At 65.1% G+C, this 16,811-nt stretch carries 18 protein-coding genes; 3 read left to right on the plus strand and 15 right to left on the minus strand.

The genetic code is table 11. The annotated features are described in order from the left end of the window. Positions 1–9: 9 nt before the first annotated feature. From OKW27_RS32425 to OKW27_RS32495, 15 genes are all read right to left on the minus strand, one after another. Positions 10–315 (minus strand): urease subunit beta, encoded by a 306-nt coding sequence (locus OKW27_RS32425; RefSeq protein WP_184059704.1) that lies wholly within the window; start codon positions 313–315, stop codon positions 10–12. A 25-nt stretch (positions 316–340) separates the two neighbouring features. Then, a complete protein-coding gene (gene ureA / locus OKW27_RS32430) occupies positions 341–643 on the minus strand; it encodes an urease subunit gamma (protein WP_008923043.1) in 303 nt (100 codons plus the stop codon). Between the two features lie 161 nt (positions 644–804). After that, complete coding sequence (locus tag OKW27_RS32435; RefSeq protein ID WP_429335880.1) at positions 805–1,617, minus strand: transporter substrate-binding domain-containing protein; 813 nt, start codon at positions 1,615–1,617, stop codon at positions 805–807. 215 nt (positions 1,618–1,832) lie between these two features. Further along, complete coding sequence (locus tag OKW27_RS32440) at positions 1,833–2,702, minus strand: urease accessory protein UreD (protein ID WP_429335881.1); 870 nt, start codon at positions 2,700–2,702, stop codon at positions 1,833–1,835. Positions 2,703–2,773: 71 nt separating this feature from the next. Further along, positions 2,774–2,971, minus strand: a complete 198-nt coding sequence (locus OKW27_RS32445; protein ID WP_429335882.1) for a hypothetical protein — start codon at positions 2,969–2,971, stop codon at positions 2,774–2,776. 58 nt (positions 2,972–3,029) lie between these two features. Further along, a complete protein-coding gene (locus tag OKW27_RS32450; protein WP_260330273.1) occupies positions 3,030–3,389 on the minus strand; it encodes a hypothetical protein in 360 nt (119 codons plus the stop codon). Between the two features lie 75 nt (positions 3,390–3,464). Next, complete coding sequence (gene urtE / locus OKW27_RS32455) at positions 3,465–4,157, minus strand: urea ABC transporter ATP-binding subunit UrtE (protein WP_018419653.1); 693 nt, start codon at positions 4,155–4,157, stop codon at positions 3,465–3,467. A gap of 50 nt (positions 4,158–4,207) precedes the next feature. After that, the gene (gene urtD, locus OKW27_RS32460; RefSeq protein WP_429294640.1) at positions 4,208–5,071 is read right to left on the minus strand and encodes an urea ABC transporter ATP-binding protein UrtD; all 864 of its coding nucleotides are present in this window, start codon (positions 5,069–5,071) and stop codon (positions 4,208–4,210) included. Then, positions 5,071–6,270, minus strand: coding sequence for an urea ABC transporter permease subunit UrtC (urtC, locus tag OKW27_RS32465; protein ID WP_090803373.1), 1,200 nt, complete (start codon positions 6,268–6,270; stop codon positions 5,071–5,073). The genes urtD and urtC overlap by 1 nt, the downstream gene beginning before the upstream one ends. Before the next feature lies 1 nt (position 6,271). Then, positions 6,272–7,906 (minus strand): urea ABC transporter permease subunit UrtB, encoded by a 1,635-nt coding sequence (urtB, locus tag OKW27_RS32470; RefSeq protein ID WP_187611806.1) that lies wholly within the window; start codon positions 7,904–7,906, stop codon positions 6,272–6,274. A gap of 291 nt (positions 7,907–8,197) precedes the next feature. After that, entirely contained in the window at positions 8,198–9,496 is a 1,299-nt protein-coding gene (urtA, locus tag OKW27_RS32475; protein ID WP_090803376.1) for an urea ABC transporter substrate-binding protein, read from the minus strand. A 755-nt stretch (positions 9,497–10,251) separates the two neighbouring features. Next, entirely contained in the window at positions 10,252–10,689 is a 438-nt protein-coding gene (locus tag OKW27_RS32480) for a hypothetical protein (RefSeq protein WP_090803378.1), read from the minus strand. Between the two features lie 14 nt (positions 10,690–10,703). Then, the gene (locus tag OKW27_RS32485) at positions 10,704–11,561 is read right to left on the minus strand and encodes a hypothetical protein (RefSeq protein WP_429335883.1); all 858 of its coding nucleotides are present in this window, start codon (positions 11,559–11,561) and stop codon (positions 10,704–10,706) included. Between the two features lie 228 nt (positions 11,562–11,789). Beyond that, positions 11,790–12,113, minus strand: a complete 324-nt coding sequence (locus OKW27_RS32490) for a rhodanese-like domain-containing protein (RefSeq protein WP_018419659.1) — start codon at positions 12,111–12,113, stop codon at positions 11,790–11,792. An 89-nt stretch (positions 12,114–12,202) separates the two neighbouring features. Beyond that, positions 12,203–12,856, minus strand: a complete 654-nt coding sequence (locus OKW27_RS32495; protein WP_090805605.1) for a protein-L-isoaspartate O-methyltransferase family protein — start codon at positions 12,854–12,856, stop codon at positions 12,203–12,205. Between the two features lie 289 nt (positions 12,857–13,145). On the opposite strand from OKW27_RS32495, the gene OKW27_RS32500 reads away from it, so the two are divergent. From OKW27_RS32500 to OKW27_RS32510, 3 genes are read left to right on the plus strand one after another with little or no spacing between them, the layout of a single operon-like run. Beyond that, positions 13,146–14,234 carry a LacI family DNA-binding transcriptional regulator gene (locus OKW27_RS32500; RefSeq protein ID WP_429335884.1) on the plus strand — a complete coding sequence of 363 codons (1,089 nt, stop codon included), beginning with the start codon at positions 13,146–13,148 and terminating at the stop codon, positions 14,232–14,234. 3 nt (positions 14,235–14,237) lie between these two features. Beyond that, positions 14,238–15,725, plus strand: coding sequence for a sugar ABC transporter ATP-binding protein (locus OKW27_RS32505; protein ID WP_429335885.1), 1,488 nt, complete (start codon positions 14,238–14,240; stop codon positions 15,723–15,725). Then, positions 15,706–16,719, plus strand: a complete 1,014-nt coding sequence (locus tag OKW27_RS32510) for an ABC transporter permease (RefSeq protein ID WP_090803383.1) — start codon at positions 15,706–15,708, stop codon at positions 16,717–16,719. The genes OKW27_RS32505 and OKW27_RS32510 overlap by 20 nt, the downstream gene beginning before the upstream one ends. The last annotated feature ends 92 nt before the right edge of the window (positions 16,720–16,811 follow it).

The following is a 16,811-nucleotide window of genomic DNA, read 5'->3' on the forward strand; positions in this document are numbered from 1 at the left end:
GGCAGCGCATCACAGCTTGCCCATCACCTTGCCGTTGAAGCCGTAGACGATGCGCTCGCCGGCCAGCGCGACGAGTTCGACCGTGCGCTCCTGACCGGGCTCGAAGCGCACCGCGGTGCCCGCCGCGATATTCAGGCGAAAGCCGCGCGCCGCTTCGCGATCGAACGACAGCGCGTCGTTCACCTCGTAGAAATGATAATGCGAGCCGATCTGCACGGGACGGTCGCCGGTATTCGACACGACCACCGTGACCGTCGCGCGGCCCGCGTTCAGTTCGTGCTCGCCGTCGTCGACGAGGAGTTCGCCGGGAATCATGGGGCCTGCCTTGACGAAGAGGAGTTCAGGGAATCGGGTGATGGACGGTGACGAGCTTGGTGCCGTCGGGAAACGTCGCTTCGACCTGGATGTCGGGGATCATCTCGGGCACGCCCTCCATCACGTCGGCGCGCGTGAGCAGCGTGGTGCCGTAGTGCATCACCTCGGCGACGCTCTTGCCGTCGCGCGCGGCTTCCATCAGCGCGGCGGTGATGAAGGCGACCGCCTCCGGATAGTTCAGCTTGAGGCCGCGCGCGCGGCGCCGTTCGGCGAGCAGCGCGGCGGTGAAGATCAGCAGCTTGTCCTTCTCGCGAGGTGTCAGCTTCATCGGGTGTGGGTCTCGGCGTTTGATGTGTCGTGGCGGCGTCGTGGTCGCGTCGCGACGACGGGGGCCTGGCGTCGCGCGATCATCCGGTCACGGTATCAAGTCCGGCTAACGGCGCGCTTACAACTACGTTTGCGACCGCGCGTGCCACCGCGTTTGCAGAATTACAGGTCGGCGGGCAGCGGTGCGCCAAACCACTTCTTCGACATCGCACCGAGCGTGCCGTCGTGTTTGGCCTGGGCGATCGCGGCATCGACCTTCTGTTGCAGGCGCGGCTCATTCTTGTTCATGCCGACGAAGCACGGCGAGTTCTTGATCACGAACTTCGGCTCCGGACGGCGCGGCGGATTCTTCGCCAGGATCGCGGCCGCGACGATGTTGCCGGCCGCGATCAACTGCACCTGGCCGGACAGGAACGCGGCGATCGTCGCGTTGTTGTCCTCGAAGCGCTTGATCGTCGCGTTCGGCGCCATCTGCGTGAGACCGATTTCCTCGAGCGCGCCGCGCGTCGCGCCGACGGTCTTGCCGGTGAGATCGGCGGGACCGCTCACCTTGATGTCGGCGGGACCGAACACGCCCTGGTAGTACGGCGCGTACGCGCTCGAAAAGTCGATCACCTTCTCGCGCTCGGGCGTTTTGCCGAGCGACGAGATCACGAGGTCGACCTTGCCCGTTTGCAGATACGGAATGCGATTCGCGCTGTTGACCGGCACGAGTTCGAGCTTCACGTTCATCGCTTTGGCGAGCAGCGCGGCCGTGTCGATGTCATAGCCCTGCGGCTTCATGTCGGGGCCGACCGAGCCGAACGGCGGATAGTCCTCGGGCACGGCGACCTTCAGCACGCCGGCCTTGGCGATGTTGTCGAGCGTGTCGGCGTGCGCGGGGGCCGCATGAAACGCGAGATCGGCGACGATGGGCAGGGCGAGCAATGCGGCTAGCAAGGCGCGGCGCGCGGAGCGGGAGAGAGTGCGGGTCATGGGCGTGAGCAGTGGTGGTGTCGTGGGTGTCGGGTCGTCGCTGGCTTCATCTTGGCCGGCCGCGAAGTGGCGAGTGCAATGCAAGCTGTGTGCCATCCCTCTGCGGCGTGGCGTGGCGGCGTGCTACGCCAGTTCGCGCACAGGGTTGGGGCGTGCGCGTGCGCCGCCTTGGTGCGCAAACAGCGTGATGAAGACGAAAGCGGGAAGCCGCGCTGTCAGGTCGACCAGATCCGCAACGGCACCGCCGCGACACCATGCACGACCGGCCGCAATTGCAGCCAACAGCGCGTGAGCGCGTGCTGCAGCGTTTCCATCGAGCGCGACACCGCGCGCACCAGCAGCACGCCGTTCGTCACGCACGAGGCGGCTGCTCGCAACGTGTCGTCGAACGGCAGTTGCGCGCTCAGCGATTCGGCGAGCGCGTCATCGCAAGCGGCGCCTACGGCCCACAGCGTGCCATAGGCCGGAAAGCCGGCGAGCCCCTGCGGCGCGGCGCGCAGCGGATCGTCGGCGGTGAGGCTCGCGCGTTCGAACCACAGCAGCTCGCCATTCGCGCCGACGATGCGCGACACCGCGCGCAAGCTACCCGCCGACCAGCGTTCGCCGGCCGCCTGGCGTCCGAGCTGGGTCGCGTCCCAGCCGATCGCGCTCGCGCCGTCGGCGAGCGTCAGCGAAAAATCGAGGTGCGCGTTCGCGTGATCGAACACGATGTTGTTCTGCGGCAGCCAGTCGAGCTTCGCGTGCTCACCGACACGCAGCGCGATGCGCTGCCGCGCCGCGCGGCCGTTCGACTTGTACCACTTGGTTGCGCCCGGCGTCGTCAGCACCGCATGCGTTTGCGCGGCGAGCGTGATGTCGATGTCGAGCTGATCGCCACCCGCGACGCCGCCGGGCGGATGCACGATCACCGCGTGACAGATCGACGGGCCTTCAGGATAGAGCGGCCGTTGCACGCGCAGCGGTCCGTCGTGCAGCCGGTGCGCGAGCGTCGTGCGAGCGTCGCCGCCGACGAAGCCGAGTTCGAGCCGCGCGCGCCACGGCGTGTGCGCGGCGGCGAGCGTGGCGTGGTTTTCGTGAAGCGACATGCGGATGGATGGGGGAATCGGCGTGCGACGAGGATAGCACGCGTGTCGAAGCGCGCAAGCCGCGGCAGCGGCTACGACGCGGTACTCTCGGGCGAGGCTTCGGTCACCGACAGCACCTTGATGCCCTCCCACTGCGGATGCAACAGTCGCAGCAACGCAAGGATCGCGCGGGGGGTGTTTTCCTGGACGGTCAACGAGTCGCTGCCTGTCTGGATGGCTTTCTGGCCATGTTGGCAATACTGATATTCGACGTGAACCGTCACGGACATGCTTTTCTCCCTCTATATCGAGGTTGTGTCGCCGACCCAGGCCGTATCGCGGCGGCGTCTAGGGTACGAGTGTCGGCTCGGCGTGATCGTCCACGCCCCGTTCCGCGCGATTGATGAATCCGCAGTCGAGCAATAGCTGACAGAAAGCTTCCGGCGAACACGACGGCCCGGTCGTCCCGGCCATTCTCGCGAGAACGTCGGGGAACGACGCGAGCACGTGCCAGCTGTCGTAATACGCGTGCAGCTGCGGCGCGAGTTCGTTGCCGAGCTTCTCCCAGCGCACCGACAGCATGCCGACCGTACCGCCGCTGTCCACTTCGAATAGACCGAAAGTGACCGCCGACACGACGTTCATCACCCTGCAATAGGAGGCTGGGTTTCTGTAAAACTCGCGTCTGACCTGCTTGTTGTCGTCCATGGTGTCCACCTCGTCGAACCGTTGCGGCGTTGCCTAGCCTGTGTAACGGTTGCGCGGCGGATAACTTGAGCTCGCTTACACGGCAATCAATCCCCTTACCCCATCCGCATCCATGTTCGCCCCCTCGCCGCCCGCGACGATCTCGCCGCGACTCATCACCCAGTAACGATCGGCGATCGCTTTGGCGAAGTCGTAGTACTGCTCGACCAGCAGCACCGTCATGCCCATGTCCTCGACGAGCTGCCGCAGCGTGCGGCCGATGTCCTGAATGATCGACGGCTGGATGCCCTCGGTCGGCTCATCGAGGATCAGCAGTTGCGGCTCGCTCATCAGCGCGCGGCCGATCGCGAGCTGTTGCTGCTGACCGCCGGAGAGATCGCCGCCGCGCCGGTTGCGCATGTCCTTCAGTACCGGGAAAAGCTCGTAGATGCGCTCGGGGATTTTCTTCGGCGCCTTTCTGCTCGCGGCGCCCACCAGCAGATTTTCCTCGACGGTGAGGCGCGGAAAGATATCGCGGCCCTGCGGCACGTAGGCGAGCCCCTGAGCGACGCGGGCATGGGTCGGCAGTTTCATCAACTGTTCGCCGCGCCATGCGATCGCGCCGCTTTTCGCGGGCACGACGCCCATCAGGCAGCGCAGCAGCGTGGTCTTGCCGACGCCGTTGCGGCCGAGCAGCACCGTCAGCTTGCCGTCGGGCACCGTGAGCTTCACGTCGCGCAGAATATGGCTGCCGCCGTAGTATTGGTTCAGTCGGTCTACTTCGAGCATTGTTCAGTCATCCTGTCGGGTTGACGATGCGGTGCCGCTTCCAGCAGCAATCAGCGGCCTAGATAAGACTCGATCACCGTCTCGTCGCGCTTGACTTCGTCGAGCGTGCCGTGCGCGAGCACGCGGCCTTCGGCCATCACCGTCACCTTGCCTGTGTCGCCCGCGAGCGCCGCGACGAACTCCATGTCGTGCTCGACGACCATCATCGAGCAGGTGCCGCGCAGGTGGTTGAGCAATTCGGCGAGTTGCATCGTTTCGTCATCGGTCATGCCGGCCGCGGGTTCGTCGAGCAGCAGCAGCGCCGGTTGCTGCATCAGCAGCATGCCGATTTCGAGGCGCTGCTTCTGGCCGTGCGATAGCTCGCCGGCGAGCCTTCGTGCTTCGCTTTCCAGCCCGATCAGCGCGAGCGTTTCCTCGATGCGGGCCTGCGCGTCGCCATCGAGCCGCGCGCGCAGCGACGCCCACCAGCCCTTGTCGGTCTTCATCGCGAGTTCGAGGTTTTCCCACACCGGATGCTGCTCGAACACGGTCGGCTTCTGGAACTTGCGGCCGATGCCGGCGCGCGCGATCGCCGGTTCGTTCATGCGCGTGAGATCGATCGACTGGCCGAGAAACACCTTGCCGTGATCGGGCGCGGTCTTGCCCGTGATCACGTCCATCATCGTCGTCTTGCCCGCGCCGTTCGGGCCGATGATGCAGCGCAGTTCGCCCGCGTCGATCGCGAGCGACAGCGCGTTCAGCGCGCGAAAGCCGTCGAAGCTGACCGTCACGTCTTCGAGGTAGAGGATCGTGCCGTGCGATACGTCGATCTCGCCGGGCACGACCGCGTGTCCCATGCTCGCGACGCCGCTCAGCGAGCGTTCCGGTGGTGCTTCGGGTAAAGCCAGATCGGGAACCATCGGGTTTTCGTTCATCAGCGGTTCCTTTTACGCGTCAGCAGATCGGCGAGCCCCATGATGCCGTTCGGCAGCAGCAGCGGCACCAGCACGAAGATCAGGCCGAGAAAGAACAGCCAGTATTCGGGGAAGTTCGCCGTGAAGAAACTCTTCGCACCGTTCACGGCGAACGCGCCGATGATGGGGCCGATCAGCGTGCCGCGTCCGCCGACCGCCACCCAGATCGCCATTTCGATCGAGTTGCCCGGCGACATCTCGCCCGGATTGATGATGCCGACCTGCGGCACGTACAACGCGCCCGCGATGCCGCACAGCACCGCCGACACGGTCCACACGAACAGCTTGTACGCGAGCGGGCTGTAGCCGAGGAACATCAGCCGCGTTTCGCCGTCGCGCACCGCGCTCACCACGCGGCCGAGCTTCGACGTGACGATCGCGCGCGCGCCGATGAACGCGGCGATCAGCACCGCGAACGTAATGAGCAGCAAGGCGGCGCGCGTGCCCTGATGCGTGATCGGAAAACCGCCGATGCGCTTGAAGTCGGTAAAGCCGTTATTGCCGCCGAAGCCCGTCTCGTTGCGAAAGAACAGCAGCATCGCGGCGAAGGTCATGGCCTGCGTGATGATCGACAGATAGACACCCTTCACGCGCGAGCGGAACGTGAAGAAGCCGAACACCCACGCGAGCACGGCGGGTACCAGCACGACGAGCAAGAGCGCGTAGCCGAGATGTTGCGTGCCCTGCCAGTACCACGGCAACTGGTGCCAGTCGAGAAACACCATGAAGTCGGGCAGATCGCTGCCGTACTTGCCATCGTGGCCGATCGCGCGCATCAGGTACATGCCGATCGCGTAGCCGCCGAGCGCGAAGAACAAAGCGTGACCCAAACTCAGGATGCCGCAGTAGCCCCACACCAGATCGAGTGCGAGCGCGGCGATCGCATAGCACATGAACTTGCCGGTCAGCGTCATCGCATACGCGGACAGATGCAAGGCGCTCGTCTCCGGAATCACCAGCGCGGCGAACGGCACGCCGAGGCCGAACACGATCATCAGCGCGATCAGCGCGAGCCACGCGCGACGCGACAACAGCGCGGGCCGCGGTGGCAGGCCGAGCGCGAAGCCGGTGTTGGACTCGCGCGCGCCGCCAGCGCCGGCGGCACCGGCGCGCGACGACGAAGCGGAAGCGGGGTCTGCCGATGAAGTAGCCGATGTCATCTCATGCCTCCGCGCTACGGCCCTTCAAGGCGAACATGCCCTGCGGACGCTTCTGGATGAACAGCACGATCAGCACGAGCACCGCGATCTTCGCGAGCACCGCGCCCCAGAACGGTTCGATCGCCTTGCTGACGAGTCCCAGCCCGAAGCCGCCGAGCACGGTGCCCGCGAGCTGGCCGACGCCGCCGAGCACGACCGCCATGAACGAATCGATGATGTAGCTCTGGCCGAGGTCCGGCCCGACATTGCCGATCTGCGACAGCGCGCAGCCGCCGAGCCCCGCGATGCCCGCGCCGAACGCGAACGCATACGAATCGACGCGCGCGGTCTTCACGCCGACGCACGCGGCCATGCGACGGTTCTGCGTGACCGCGCGCACGAACAGACCCAGCCGCGTGCGCGTGAGCACGGCCCACGCGATCGCGACGACGATCAGCGAGAACGCGAGAATCGCGAGCCGGTTGTACGGCAGGATCAGATTCGGCAGCACGGTGACGCCGCCGCTCATCCACGACGGATTGACGACCTGGACGTTCTGCGCGCCGAACAGCATGCGGGTGGCCTGAATCAGGATCAGGCTCACGCCGAAGGTGGTCAGCAGCGTTTCGAGCGGGCGGCCGTACAGGTGCTTCAGCACGAGCCGTTCGAGCACGATGCCGACCAGCGCCGCCGCGACGAACGCGGCCGGTATCGCGAGTAGCGGATACCAGTCGAACGCGTTAGGCGCGAAACGCTGAACGAGGTTCTGCACGACGTAGGTCGCGTACGCGCCGATCATCAGGAATTCGCCGTGCGCCATGTTGATCACGCCGATCAGGCCATATGTGATGGCGAGGCCGAGCGCGGCGAGCAGCAGAACGCTGCCGAGCGACAGCCCCGCGAACAGCGTGCCCGCGATCTGGCTGCGGCGCTGGATCGCATCGAGCTCATCGATGCCGCTTTGCGCTGCCGCGCGCACGCGTTCGTCGGCTTCGGCAAACGTGCCGTCGGCTTTCTTCGCGACCAACGGGCGCAGCAGTTCGTTCATGTCGAGGTCGTGGCGCGCGGCGACCAGTTGCACCGCATCGAGGCGCTTGGCCGGATCCGGGTCGTGCAATGCGCTCATCGCCCACAGCGTGTCGAGACGTTTCTTCAGAGCGGGATCGGTTTCTTTTGCGCGCGCCGCGTCGACGAGTGGCTTGATCGACGGATCGGGGTTTTGCAGCAGCGCGTCGACGGCGGCTGCGCGTGTCGCCTGGTCGGGCGAGGCGAGTTGCAGACCCGACAGCGCGCCCGCCACTTTCGAGCGCAGCAGGTTATTCAGCGTGACCGGTTGCGCGTCGCTCGCGGCGACGGGCTGGCCGGTGACGGCATCGCGGGTGGCGTCGCCGTCCTGCAGCAGTACCGCGCCTGCGTCGGTGGCGAGCGCGTTGTCGTCGGCGAGCGCCTTGAGCACCGCGAGCGACGCGGCATCGTGCGTCGAGATCAGCTTGTCGATCGCGGCGGACTTCGCCTCGAAGTCGTCGCCCGCGAGCGGCGCGACGTCGGCCTGGGTCAGCGCGAATGCGGCGCCCGGCGCGGCGGCGAGAAGGACCGCGAGCGGCACCAGGAGCGTCGCGCCGCGTCGTCGTACGGAAGTCGGAAACGAAAACGCCATGATGGCCTTTTGCACTGGGTTGAATCGATGAGCCGCTCGAGAGTGCGAGGGCGTCGCGTCAGACGTCGGCGCCGCTTCAGCGGGACGTTGCCGCGCATTGGCGTGCGCGGTCACGCCGCGCGACGCAGCGAACGCGCGGCGGCGGCGCGAAGCGCAGGGCGTCCGGGTCACGCGCGAGCCGCGCGCGCGTCGGCACGCAGGTCGCGCGTCGCGACCGGAGCGGCGATACCCGCGCGGTGACCCGCGCGCCACACCGCCGCCGCGAGCCGCAACGAGGCTCAAGCCGACACGTCATGCGACGCGCGAGCGCCGCAGGAACGCCGGAATCGAGCTGACCACATCCGGCTTGCCAGCATTGCCGGCGATGAACGGGCTCCACGGTTGCGCGCGAATCGGTCCCTTGGTGTGCCACACGACGTTGAACTGACCATCCGCGCGTACCTCGCCGATCATCACCGGCTTGTGCAGATGGTGGTTGCCGTCCATCTCCAGCGTGAAGCCCGACGGTGCGGCGAAAGTCTGGCCGACCATCGCGACGCGCACCTTGTCGACCTCGGTGCTCTTTGCTTTCTCGACCGCCTGCTTCCACATATGCATGCCGACGAAGGTCGCTTCCATCGGATCGTTGGTCACGCGCTTCGTGCCGCCCGGCAGGTTGTTGTCCTTGACCCACGTGGCCCATTGCTTCTTGAACTTCTCGTTGGTCGGGTTGCGCAACGACATGAAGTAGTTCCAGGCCGCGAGATTGCCGACGAGCGGCTTCGTATCGATGCCGCGCAGCTCCTCTTCGCCGACCGAGAACGCGACGACCGGCACATCCGACGCCTTCAGCCCCTGGTTGCCGAGCTCCTTGTAGAACGGCACGTTCGAATCGCCGTTCACGGTCGAAATCACCGCGGTCTTGCCGCCTTGCGAGAAGGTCTTGATGTTCGCGACGATGGTCTGATAGTCGCTGTGACCGAACGGTGTATAGACTTCCTGAATGTCGGCTTCCTGCACGCCCTTCGATTTGAGGAACGCGCGCAGGATCTTGTTGGTCGTGCGCGGATACACATAGTCGGTGCCGAGCAGGAAGAAGCGCTTCGCGCCGCCGCCTTCGGCGCTCATCAGGTATTCGGTCGCGGGAATCGCCTGCTGGTTCGGCGCGGCGCCCGTATAGAACACGTTGCGCGACATTTCCTCGCCTTCGTACTGCACCGGATAGAACAGCAGGCCGTTCAGTTCCTCGAACACCGGCAGCACCGACTTGCGCGACACCGAGGTCCAGCAGCCGAACACCACCGCGCACTTGTCCTGCGTCAGAAGCTGGCGCGCCTTCTCGGCGAACAGCGGCCAGTTCGACGCCGGGTCGACGACCACCGGCTGGATCTGACGGCCCATCACACCGCCGTTCTTGTTGATGTCGGCGATCGTCATCAACGCGGTGTCTTTCAGCGACGTTTCGGAGATCGCCATCGTGCCGGACAGCGAATGCAGGATGCCCACCTTGATCGGGCCGCTATCAGACTCCGCGTGCGCGAACGGCACACGGCCCGCGAGCGCGAGCGCGCCGGACATGGAGCCGAACTTCAACAGACTGCGACGTTTCATGTGCTTTCCCCTTGTCATTGATGGTCACTGTTTATGAGCGTCGATTTCAGCCAGCCTGGCTGAGGTCGCACGACTAGCCACTTGTCTTCTGCAAGGCACATGCCATGTGACACATTCGGTGCGATGCGCGTGCGATGCCCGTTGCGGCGCGGCTATCGGCGCGAGGGCGGCGCGTCGAGCCATCGATGCCGCGGCGCGAAACTGGTGCAGTCGCGCGCGCCGCGCCTCGTTCAGGTGCGTGTCGCGCCGCGACGAAGCGCACTTCGCCGCCAGCGAAGCGCCGCTGGCGCGCGCTGGGCATCGGCGGTGCATGGGCGGGATCGGGGCGCCGCGTCTTTGTGCATGTCGTGCGCTCTGGGTACATCGGACGACCAGTGATGCGGAACAAGGAGGCCCGACATGAGCGAACGGGCGCAGGCCGGGGAAATGGACAATGCTTCTTCGCGGGGCATACCACGCCGAGCAATGAGATACCGCAAATGCGGCTCCAGCAAATCGCTTTGCACGGTCGATTCGCTGCTTAGCTCCCAGAGACCTGTTTTCCCCATAGCCTTACTGGACTTTCCGGAACGGAGAGTAAATGACTTTCCTTTGACGATGGTTGTGTCGGGGGATATCTGAAAGTACTCGGTCCAGAATTCCGGTGATACGGCATCTCCGGTTATCAGGAAAGATGCTTATGCTCCGGCGTCCGCGCTCGCGTCTGATGCTGAAGTTTGGCTGTGGTGCATAGGCGGTTAATACTTGTACGCTGACTAATCGTGTTGCCGTAGCCAAACCGACTCGCACAGAACGGCTACTTCAGCTCCGCATGAGGGATCAAGTGCGAATAGAGTCGCCTTTCCTGTCAGTATGTCCTGAGTGATGTTTTCCGCCTGCTCCTGAGATACAAGCGCGGGTTTGGAGTCGGTCCAACTACGGATCCATCCGATAATTGTCCTCACATCGCTGACAGAAAATGAATGCTTCGGCGACAGCAATACGCGCGAGACAACATTTTGCTCTGCGAAGTCCAGCATCCGTAGTGAAATCACCTGCTTGAAAAGCAGAACCTCCATTTCACCATTGACACGCTTAAATCCAAGCTCCAACTCGCTCTCATCGCGACGGTGCTCAATCCGAAAGAGCTCCGCGTCGTGGAAGCTGGGGAGATTCTGGAGATCCCGCACGTTTGCGTAATTTGACTTTTCCATTTCATCTCCGTCGATTAGGGGAGCAACGAAAACGGTAGGCCGGGGCCGCGCCTGAGTTTCCCGCTAAGCGGATCGATTGCCCAGTTGTGGGCATGAGGTACGCCCTGACCGTGATCGTGATCAAAGTCGAAGTCAACGACACGTTTGCCGTCGTCTCCAAACATGCGCATTTGCCCGCTACCAGGGTTGGTATACCACGTACCGGGTTCGCCTTCATTGGGTGTTTTGGCGATATCAAAGGAGTCGCCGTTGACAGCATCAGGTGTGTACTCGAAGGGCTGCGCGTCATCAAGCAGCGTTGAGTCCTCGCCCTTGCCTGCGAGCGCATCGACCACGGCGAGCGCCGCGTCGAGCAGGCCGTCGTCGCCGCTGCCTCCGGGCATGGCCGCGGGTGCGGCGAACTTCCGGGCTTGCCGGGCGCCTCGGTCGTACCGGCCGCACAGCATCGGTTCGCCGTTCGGGAGATCGACTGCCCTCGCCGCGAGACTCCTCAACGGCGTGTGGTGGGGTGGCGGAAACAGGTCAGCACGACGACCTTTAACGGCAAGTAGGGAGCCCCGCCGCACTTCAGCGAAAAGCGCACTGATGACCCACCATCCATCGCTGTCGGGTTCATGGTCTCGCAAAGCTTGAAACGCCAGGGAGAGACGCCACCCGATGCTTTTGATCAGCTCCCGGTCCCGTTCCCACTCCCGATGGTTCAGTTCGGCAATGCCCAGAAATTCTCGGGTATCTGCTTTGGCCCTCTCGAGGTCGGCGGCCTTCCTCAGGCACGCCTTGAAATGCCACTCATCACAGATTACATAACAAGCACCCAAGGGCCTCTGACAGCGCAGCTCCACGGAGTGCATCTCAAACACGGACAAGGACATAGGTGTATCGGCGCTTATCTGAAGTCTTTGCCCGGGTCGACAGAGATCAGATATTTGCCGCACGACACGTTTCCGTACATGGGCGACGGCCCAAAATATCGGCTGCTTTTGCCAACCCCGATTTTGCGGGGTTTTCGCCAACATTCCGGCTGAATCGGCAGCCGAAACGACAAGCGGCGCAAGGACTGCTAGTCCTTGCGCCGCTTTTAATACGCTGTTGAGCTCGACTCAGTAAGTCGGAACCGACGGATCGACCTGACGCGACCACGCGTCGATCCCGCCTTGCAGATTGAACACGTTGGTGTGTCCGCGCGATTCGAGGAACATCGCGACCTGCGCGCTGCGCGCACCGTGATGGCAGATGCAGACGATCTGCGCGTCGTCATCGAGTTCTTCGCTGCGCGCGGGAATCTCGCGCATCGGAATCGACACGATGCCGGCGATCGACGCCGTTTGCAGTTCCCACGGCTCGCGTACGTCGAGCAGCACGGGTGCGGGGCGCGAGGTATCGGCGAGCCATTCGGCGAGTGCGGGAGCGGTCAGGTTTTGCATCAGCGAGACATCCAGTTCGTGGGACGGCGGCTTACTCGCCGCCCGTCCAGATCAATAATACAGCGCGAAGCGCAGCGAAAAAGTGCCGCTTAGAACCTGAACCGCGCCGGCTGCACCGCGTTGGCGAGCGGCTCGACATAGGTTTCGAACACGTCGGAGATGCGGTATTGCTTCTCGTCGATGCGCGTGATGATTTGCGCCTTCATCACCGGCGCGCTGCCGACGAACGCCGCGAGACGGCCGCCGACCTTCAGCTGTTCGAGGATTTCCTGCGGCAGCACCGGCAGACCGCCCGACACGCAGATCACGTCGTACGGTGCCGCGCCGGTCCAGCCGCGCGCGGCGTCGCCGGTCGCGACTTCGACGTTCAGCACGCCGTTGGCGATCAGGTTGCTCTTCGCGAACTCGGCCAGCTCCGGTTCGATGTCGACGCTCAACACGTGTTGCGCGCGATGCGCGAGCAGCGCCGCCATGTAACCCGAGCCCGCGCCGATTTCCAGCACGCTTTCGTGCTTCTTCACCGCGAGTTCCTGCAGCACGCGCGCCTCGACGCGCGGCGCCAGCATGTGCTGGCCGGCCGGCAGCGGCACTTCGAAGTCCGCAAAAGCCAGGTCGCGGTAAGCGGCGGGGACGAAATTCTCACGTTTGACGATCGACAGCAGATTCAGTACGTCCTGGTCGAGCACTTCCCAGGGGCGGATCTGCTGTTCGATCATGTTGAAACGCGCTTGCTCGATGTTCATGGTGGATTCGGCGGTTTTGGTTTGGCGAGCGGGCGGCGGCTGCCGCAGACTTTTGTCCTGACCCGGCCCCGGCGGATTGCCGGCGGCCGCGGCTTCGGAGCGAGGCATTCGCATCGCAAGCCGCGTCAGGGGAACGGCGGGATTGTATCAAATGGCGGACTCGCGCCGGCCGCTCGCGGGCAAGCGCCAGGCCGGGCGGCCCCCGTGTTAATCCCTAGCGATCCGTCCTTGCGATTCGCGTCGCCATCGCCACAAAATGTAATCGATTACATTTTTGCTGCGAGGTCGTGTGTCCCGAACGCCGTCCCGATCGTCGCCGGCCGTGGTGTCCGGCGCGAGCAGTCAACCGCAACCTCAGCCGCAGAGGCGCTCGCCGCGCGCGGCCGACGGCCCGTCGATCGCCAGCGTGGCCGAGCAGGCGGGCGTGTCGGTCGCGACGGTGTCGCGCGTGCTGAACGGCCACGAGAACGTGCGGCCCGCTACCCGCGACAGGGTGCTCGCCGCGATCGACGCGAGCGGCTACCGCGTCAACGAACTTGCGCGCAATCTGCGCACCGCCGAAAGCCGCCTGCTGCTGACGATGGTGCCGGACTTCGGCAATCCGTTTTACGCGGAGATCGTGCGCGGTATCGACAGCGTCGCGCGTCGGCACGGCTATTTCATGCTGCTATGCGACACCGGCGCGGACCCGGGGCGTGAGCGCAGCTACTTCGACATGCTGCGGCGGCGCCGCGCGGACGGCGCGATCTGCCTCGATCCGGCGACGATCCAGCAGGCGCTCGGCGAGGCGTCGCAGGCGCTGCCGTGGGTCGCGTGCTGCGAGTTCGATCCGCAGATGGGCGTGCCCTACGTCGGCATCGACAACTACCGCGCGGCCGGCGACGCGGTGCGCCACCTGCTCACGCGCGGCCACCGGCGCATCGGCTTGATCAATTCCGACATCGACTATCTGTATGCGCGCCAGCGTCAGCAGGGCTACCTCGACGCATTGAGCGACGCGGGCATCGCGCCCGACCCGCGCTGGCGCATGAATCTGAACAGCCTCGATTACGAGGCGGGTGCCTCGGCCGCGGCTGGCTTGATGCTGCAGCCCGACGCGCCGAGCGCGATTTTCGCGGTGTCGGACACGCTCGCGATCGGCGTGATCCACGGCTTGCGCAGCGTCGGCAAGCGCGTGCCCGACGACGTCGCCGTGGCCGGCTTCGACGACATCTCGCTCGCCGCGCAGATCGATCCGCCGCTCACGACGATCGCGCAGCCGATGCGCGAGCTCGGCGAGACCGCCGCGCGTCTGTTGCTGCAACGCCTCGCGAATCCGCAGGCCAACGTGCCGGGCGTGCTGCTGCCGCATCGCCTCGTGATCCGTGGGAGTGCGTGAGCCATGAGCCTCGCGATCCGTTTCGACGACATCCGCAAGGACTTCGGGCCCGTGCGCGTGCTGCACGGCGTGAGCTTCGAACTCGCACCCAGCCGCATCTACGGTCTGCTCGGCGAGAACGGCGCGGGCAAGTCGACGCTGATGAAAATCCTCGCCGGCTATGAAACGGCAACGTCAGGCAGCGTGCTGGTCGACGGCCACGCGCAGCGCTTCGCCGGCTCACGCGACGCCGAGGCGCAGGGCATCGTGTTGATCCACCAGGAGTTCAACCTCGCCGAGCATCTGACGATCGCGCAGAACATGTACCTCGGTCACGAGAAGCGCCGCGGCTGGTTAGTCGACGATGCCGCGATGCGCAGCGACGCCGCGCGCTATCTCGCGCAGGTCGGGCTCGAGCGCGCGCCGGACACGAAGGTGCGCGAGCTGATCGTCGCGGAAAAGCAGATGGTCGAGATCGCGAAGGCGCTGTCGCGCCGTGCGCGTCTCCTGATCATGGACGAGCCGACCGCGACGCTGACGCCCGCCGAGACCGAACGGCTCTTCGCGCTGATGCTGAAGCTCAAGGCCGATGGCGTGACGATCGTCTACATCTCGCACAAGCTCGATGAAGTGGAGCGCATCACCGACGAAGTGATCGTGATGCGCGATGGCCGCTTCGTCGCGCGCGGTGAAACCGCGGGGCTCGCGCGTCAGCAGATGGCGAACCTGATGGTCGGGCGCGACGTGTCCGACATGTTCCCCGACAAGCAGGCGGTGCCCGCCGACACGCCGATCGCGTTGCGTGTGAACGGCCTGACGGTGCCCGACTGGGTCGAGGATCTGAGCTTCGAGGTGCGCGCGGGCGAAGTGCTCGGCTTCGCGGGCCTCGTCGGCGCGGGCCGCACCGAGGCGTTCGAGGCGATCATCGGCTTGCGCAAACGCACGGGCGGCACGATTGAAATCGCCGGCCGGGCAGTCGATCTGAAGAACCCGCGCGAGGCGATGCGCCACGGTCTCACGTATCTGAGCGAGGACCGTAAGGGCAAGGGTCTGCACGTCGACCTGAGCCTGCAGGACAACGTCACGCTGATGACGCTCGAACGCTACGCGCATCCGCTGCTCGACATGAAAGCGGGGCGCGCGGCCTTGCAGAAGGCCGTCGGCGAATTCGGCATTCGTACCGGCGACCTGTCGAGCCGCGCGCGCATGCTGTCGGGCGGCAACCAGCAGAAGCTCGCGCTCGCGAAGTTCCTGCAGCCCGACCCGAACGTGATCGTGCTCGACGAGCCGACGCGCGGCGTCGACGTCGGCGCGAAACGCGACATCTACTTCCTGATTCATCGTCTCGCCGCGCAGGGCCGTGCGGTGATCGTCATTTCATCCGAACTGGTCGAGCTGATCGGCTTGTGCCATCGCGTCGCCGTCATGCGCGCGGGACATCTGCAAGCGACGCTGACGCTCGAGCATCTGACTGAACAGGAGTTGATCGCTCATGCGACCGGCACCCACTGAAGCCGTGCAATCACGGCGCGCGCTGCGCGTCGCGCAGCGGCTCTATACGCTCGGGCCGCTCGCCGGGCTGATCTTGCTGTGCATCGTCGGCACGCTGCTCAATCGCGACTTCGCGACGCTCGACAACCTGATGAACGTGCTCACGCGCACGTCGTTCATCGGCATCATCGCGGTCGGCATGACCTTCGTGATCATCTCGGGCGGCATCGATCTGTCGGTCGGCTCGATGGCCGCGCTGATCGCGGGCATCATGATCTGGCTGATGAACGGGCTCGCGGCGGGCGCCGCCGGTCATGCGTTGCCGCCGCTCGTGATCGTGACGATCGGCATCGTCGCGGCGTTCGTGCTCGGCGCGCTGTTCGGCTGCGCGCATGGGCTGTTGATCACCAAAGGGCGCATCGAGCCGTTCATCGTCACCCTGGGCACGCTCGGGATTTTTCGCGCGGTGCTGACATGGCTGGCCGATGGCGGCGCGCTGACGCTCAATGATTCGCTATCGGACCTCTACGGTCCCGTCTATTACGCGAGCCTGTTCGGCGTGCCGGTGCCGATCTGGGTGTTTCTCGTGGTCGCGGCCGGCGGCGCGCTGATCCTCAATCGCACCGCGTTCGGCCGGCACGTGCAGGCGATCGGCTCGAACGAACAGGTCGCGCGTTATGCGGCGATTCGCGTCGATACGGTGAAGATCGTCACTTATGTGCTGCTGGGGATTTGCGTGGGCGTGGCCACCGTGCTCTACGTGCCGCGCCTCGGCTCCGCCACGCCGACCACGGGCCTGTTGTGGGAGCTCGAAGCGATTGCGTCGGTGGTGGTCGGCGGCACCGCGCTCAAGGGCGGCGAGGGACGCGTGATCGGCACCGTGATCGGCGCGATCCTGCTGTCGGTGATCGCGAACATTCTGAACCTGACCAGCATCATCAGCGTGTATCTGAACGCGGCGGTGCAGGGCGTCGTGATTATTTTCGTCGCGTTCGTGCAGCGTGGGCGGCGCTAGCCGCGCACTTCCAGCGGCGCGAGCGCAGTGAACAAAGCGCGCTGAATAAATCGCAGCGAAGCAGGCGTAGCAAAGCAGGCGCGGTAAACCAA

This window comes from Paraburkholderia sp. 35.1, from assembly GCF_050436525.1.
Lineage (GTDB): Bacteria > Pseudomonadota > Gammaproteobacteria > Burkholderiales > Burkholderiaceae > Paraburkholderia > Paraburkholderia tuberum.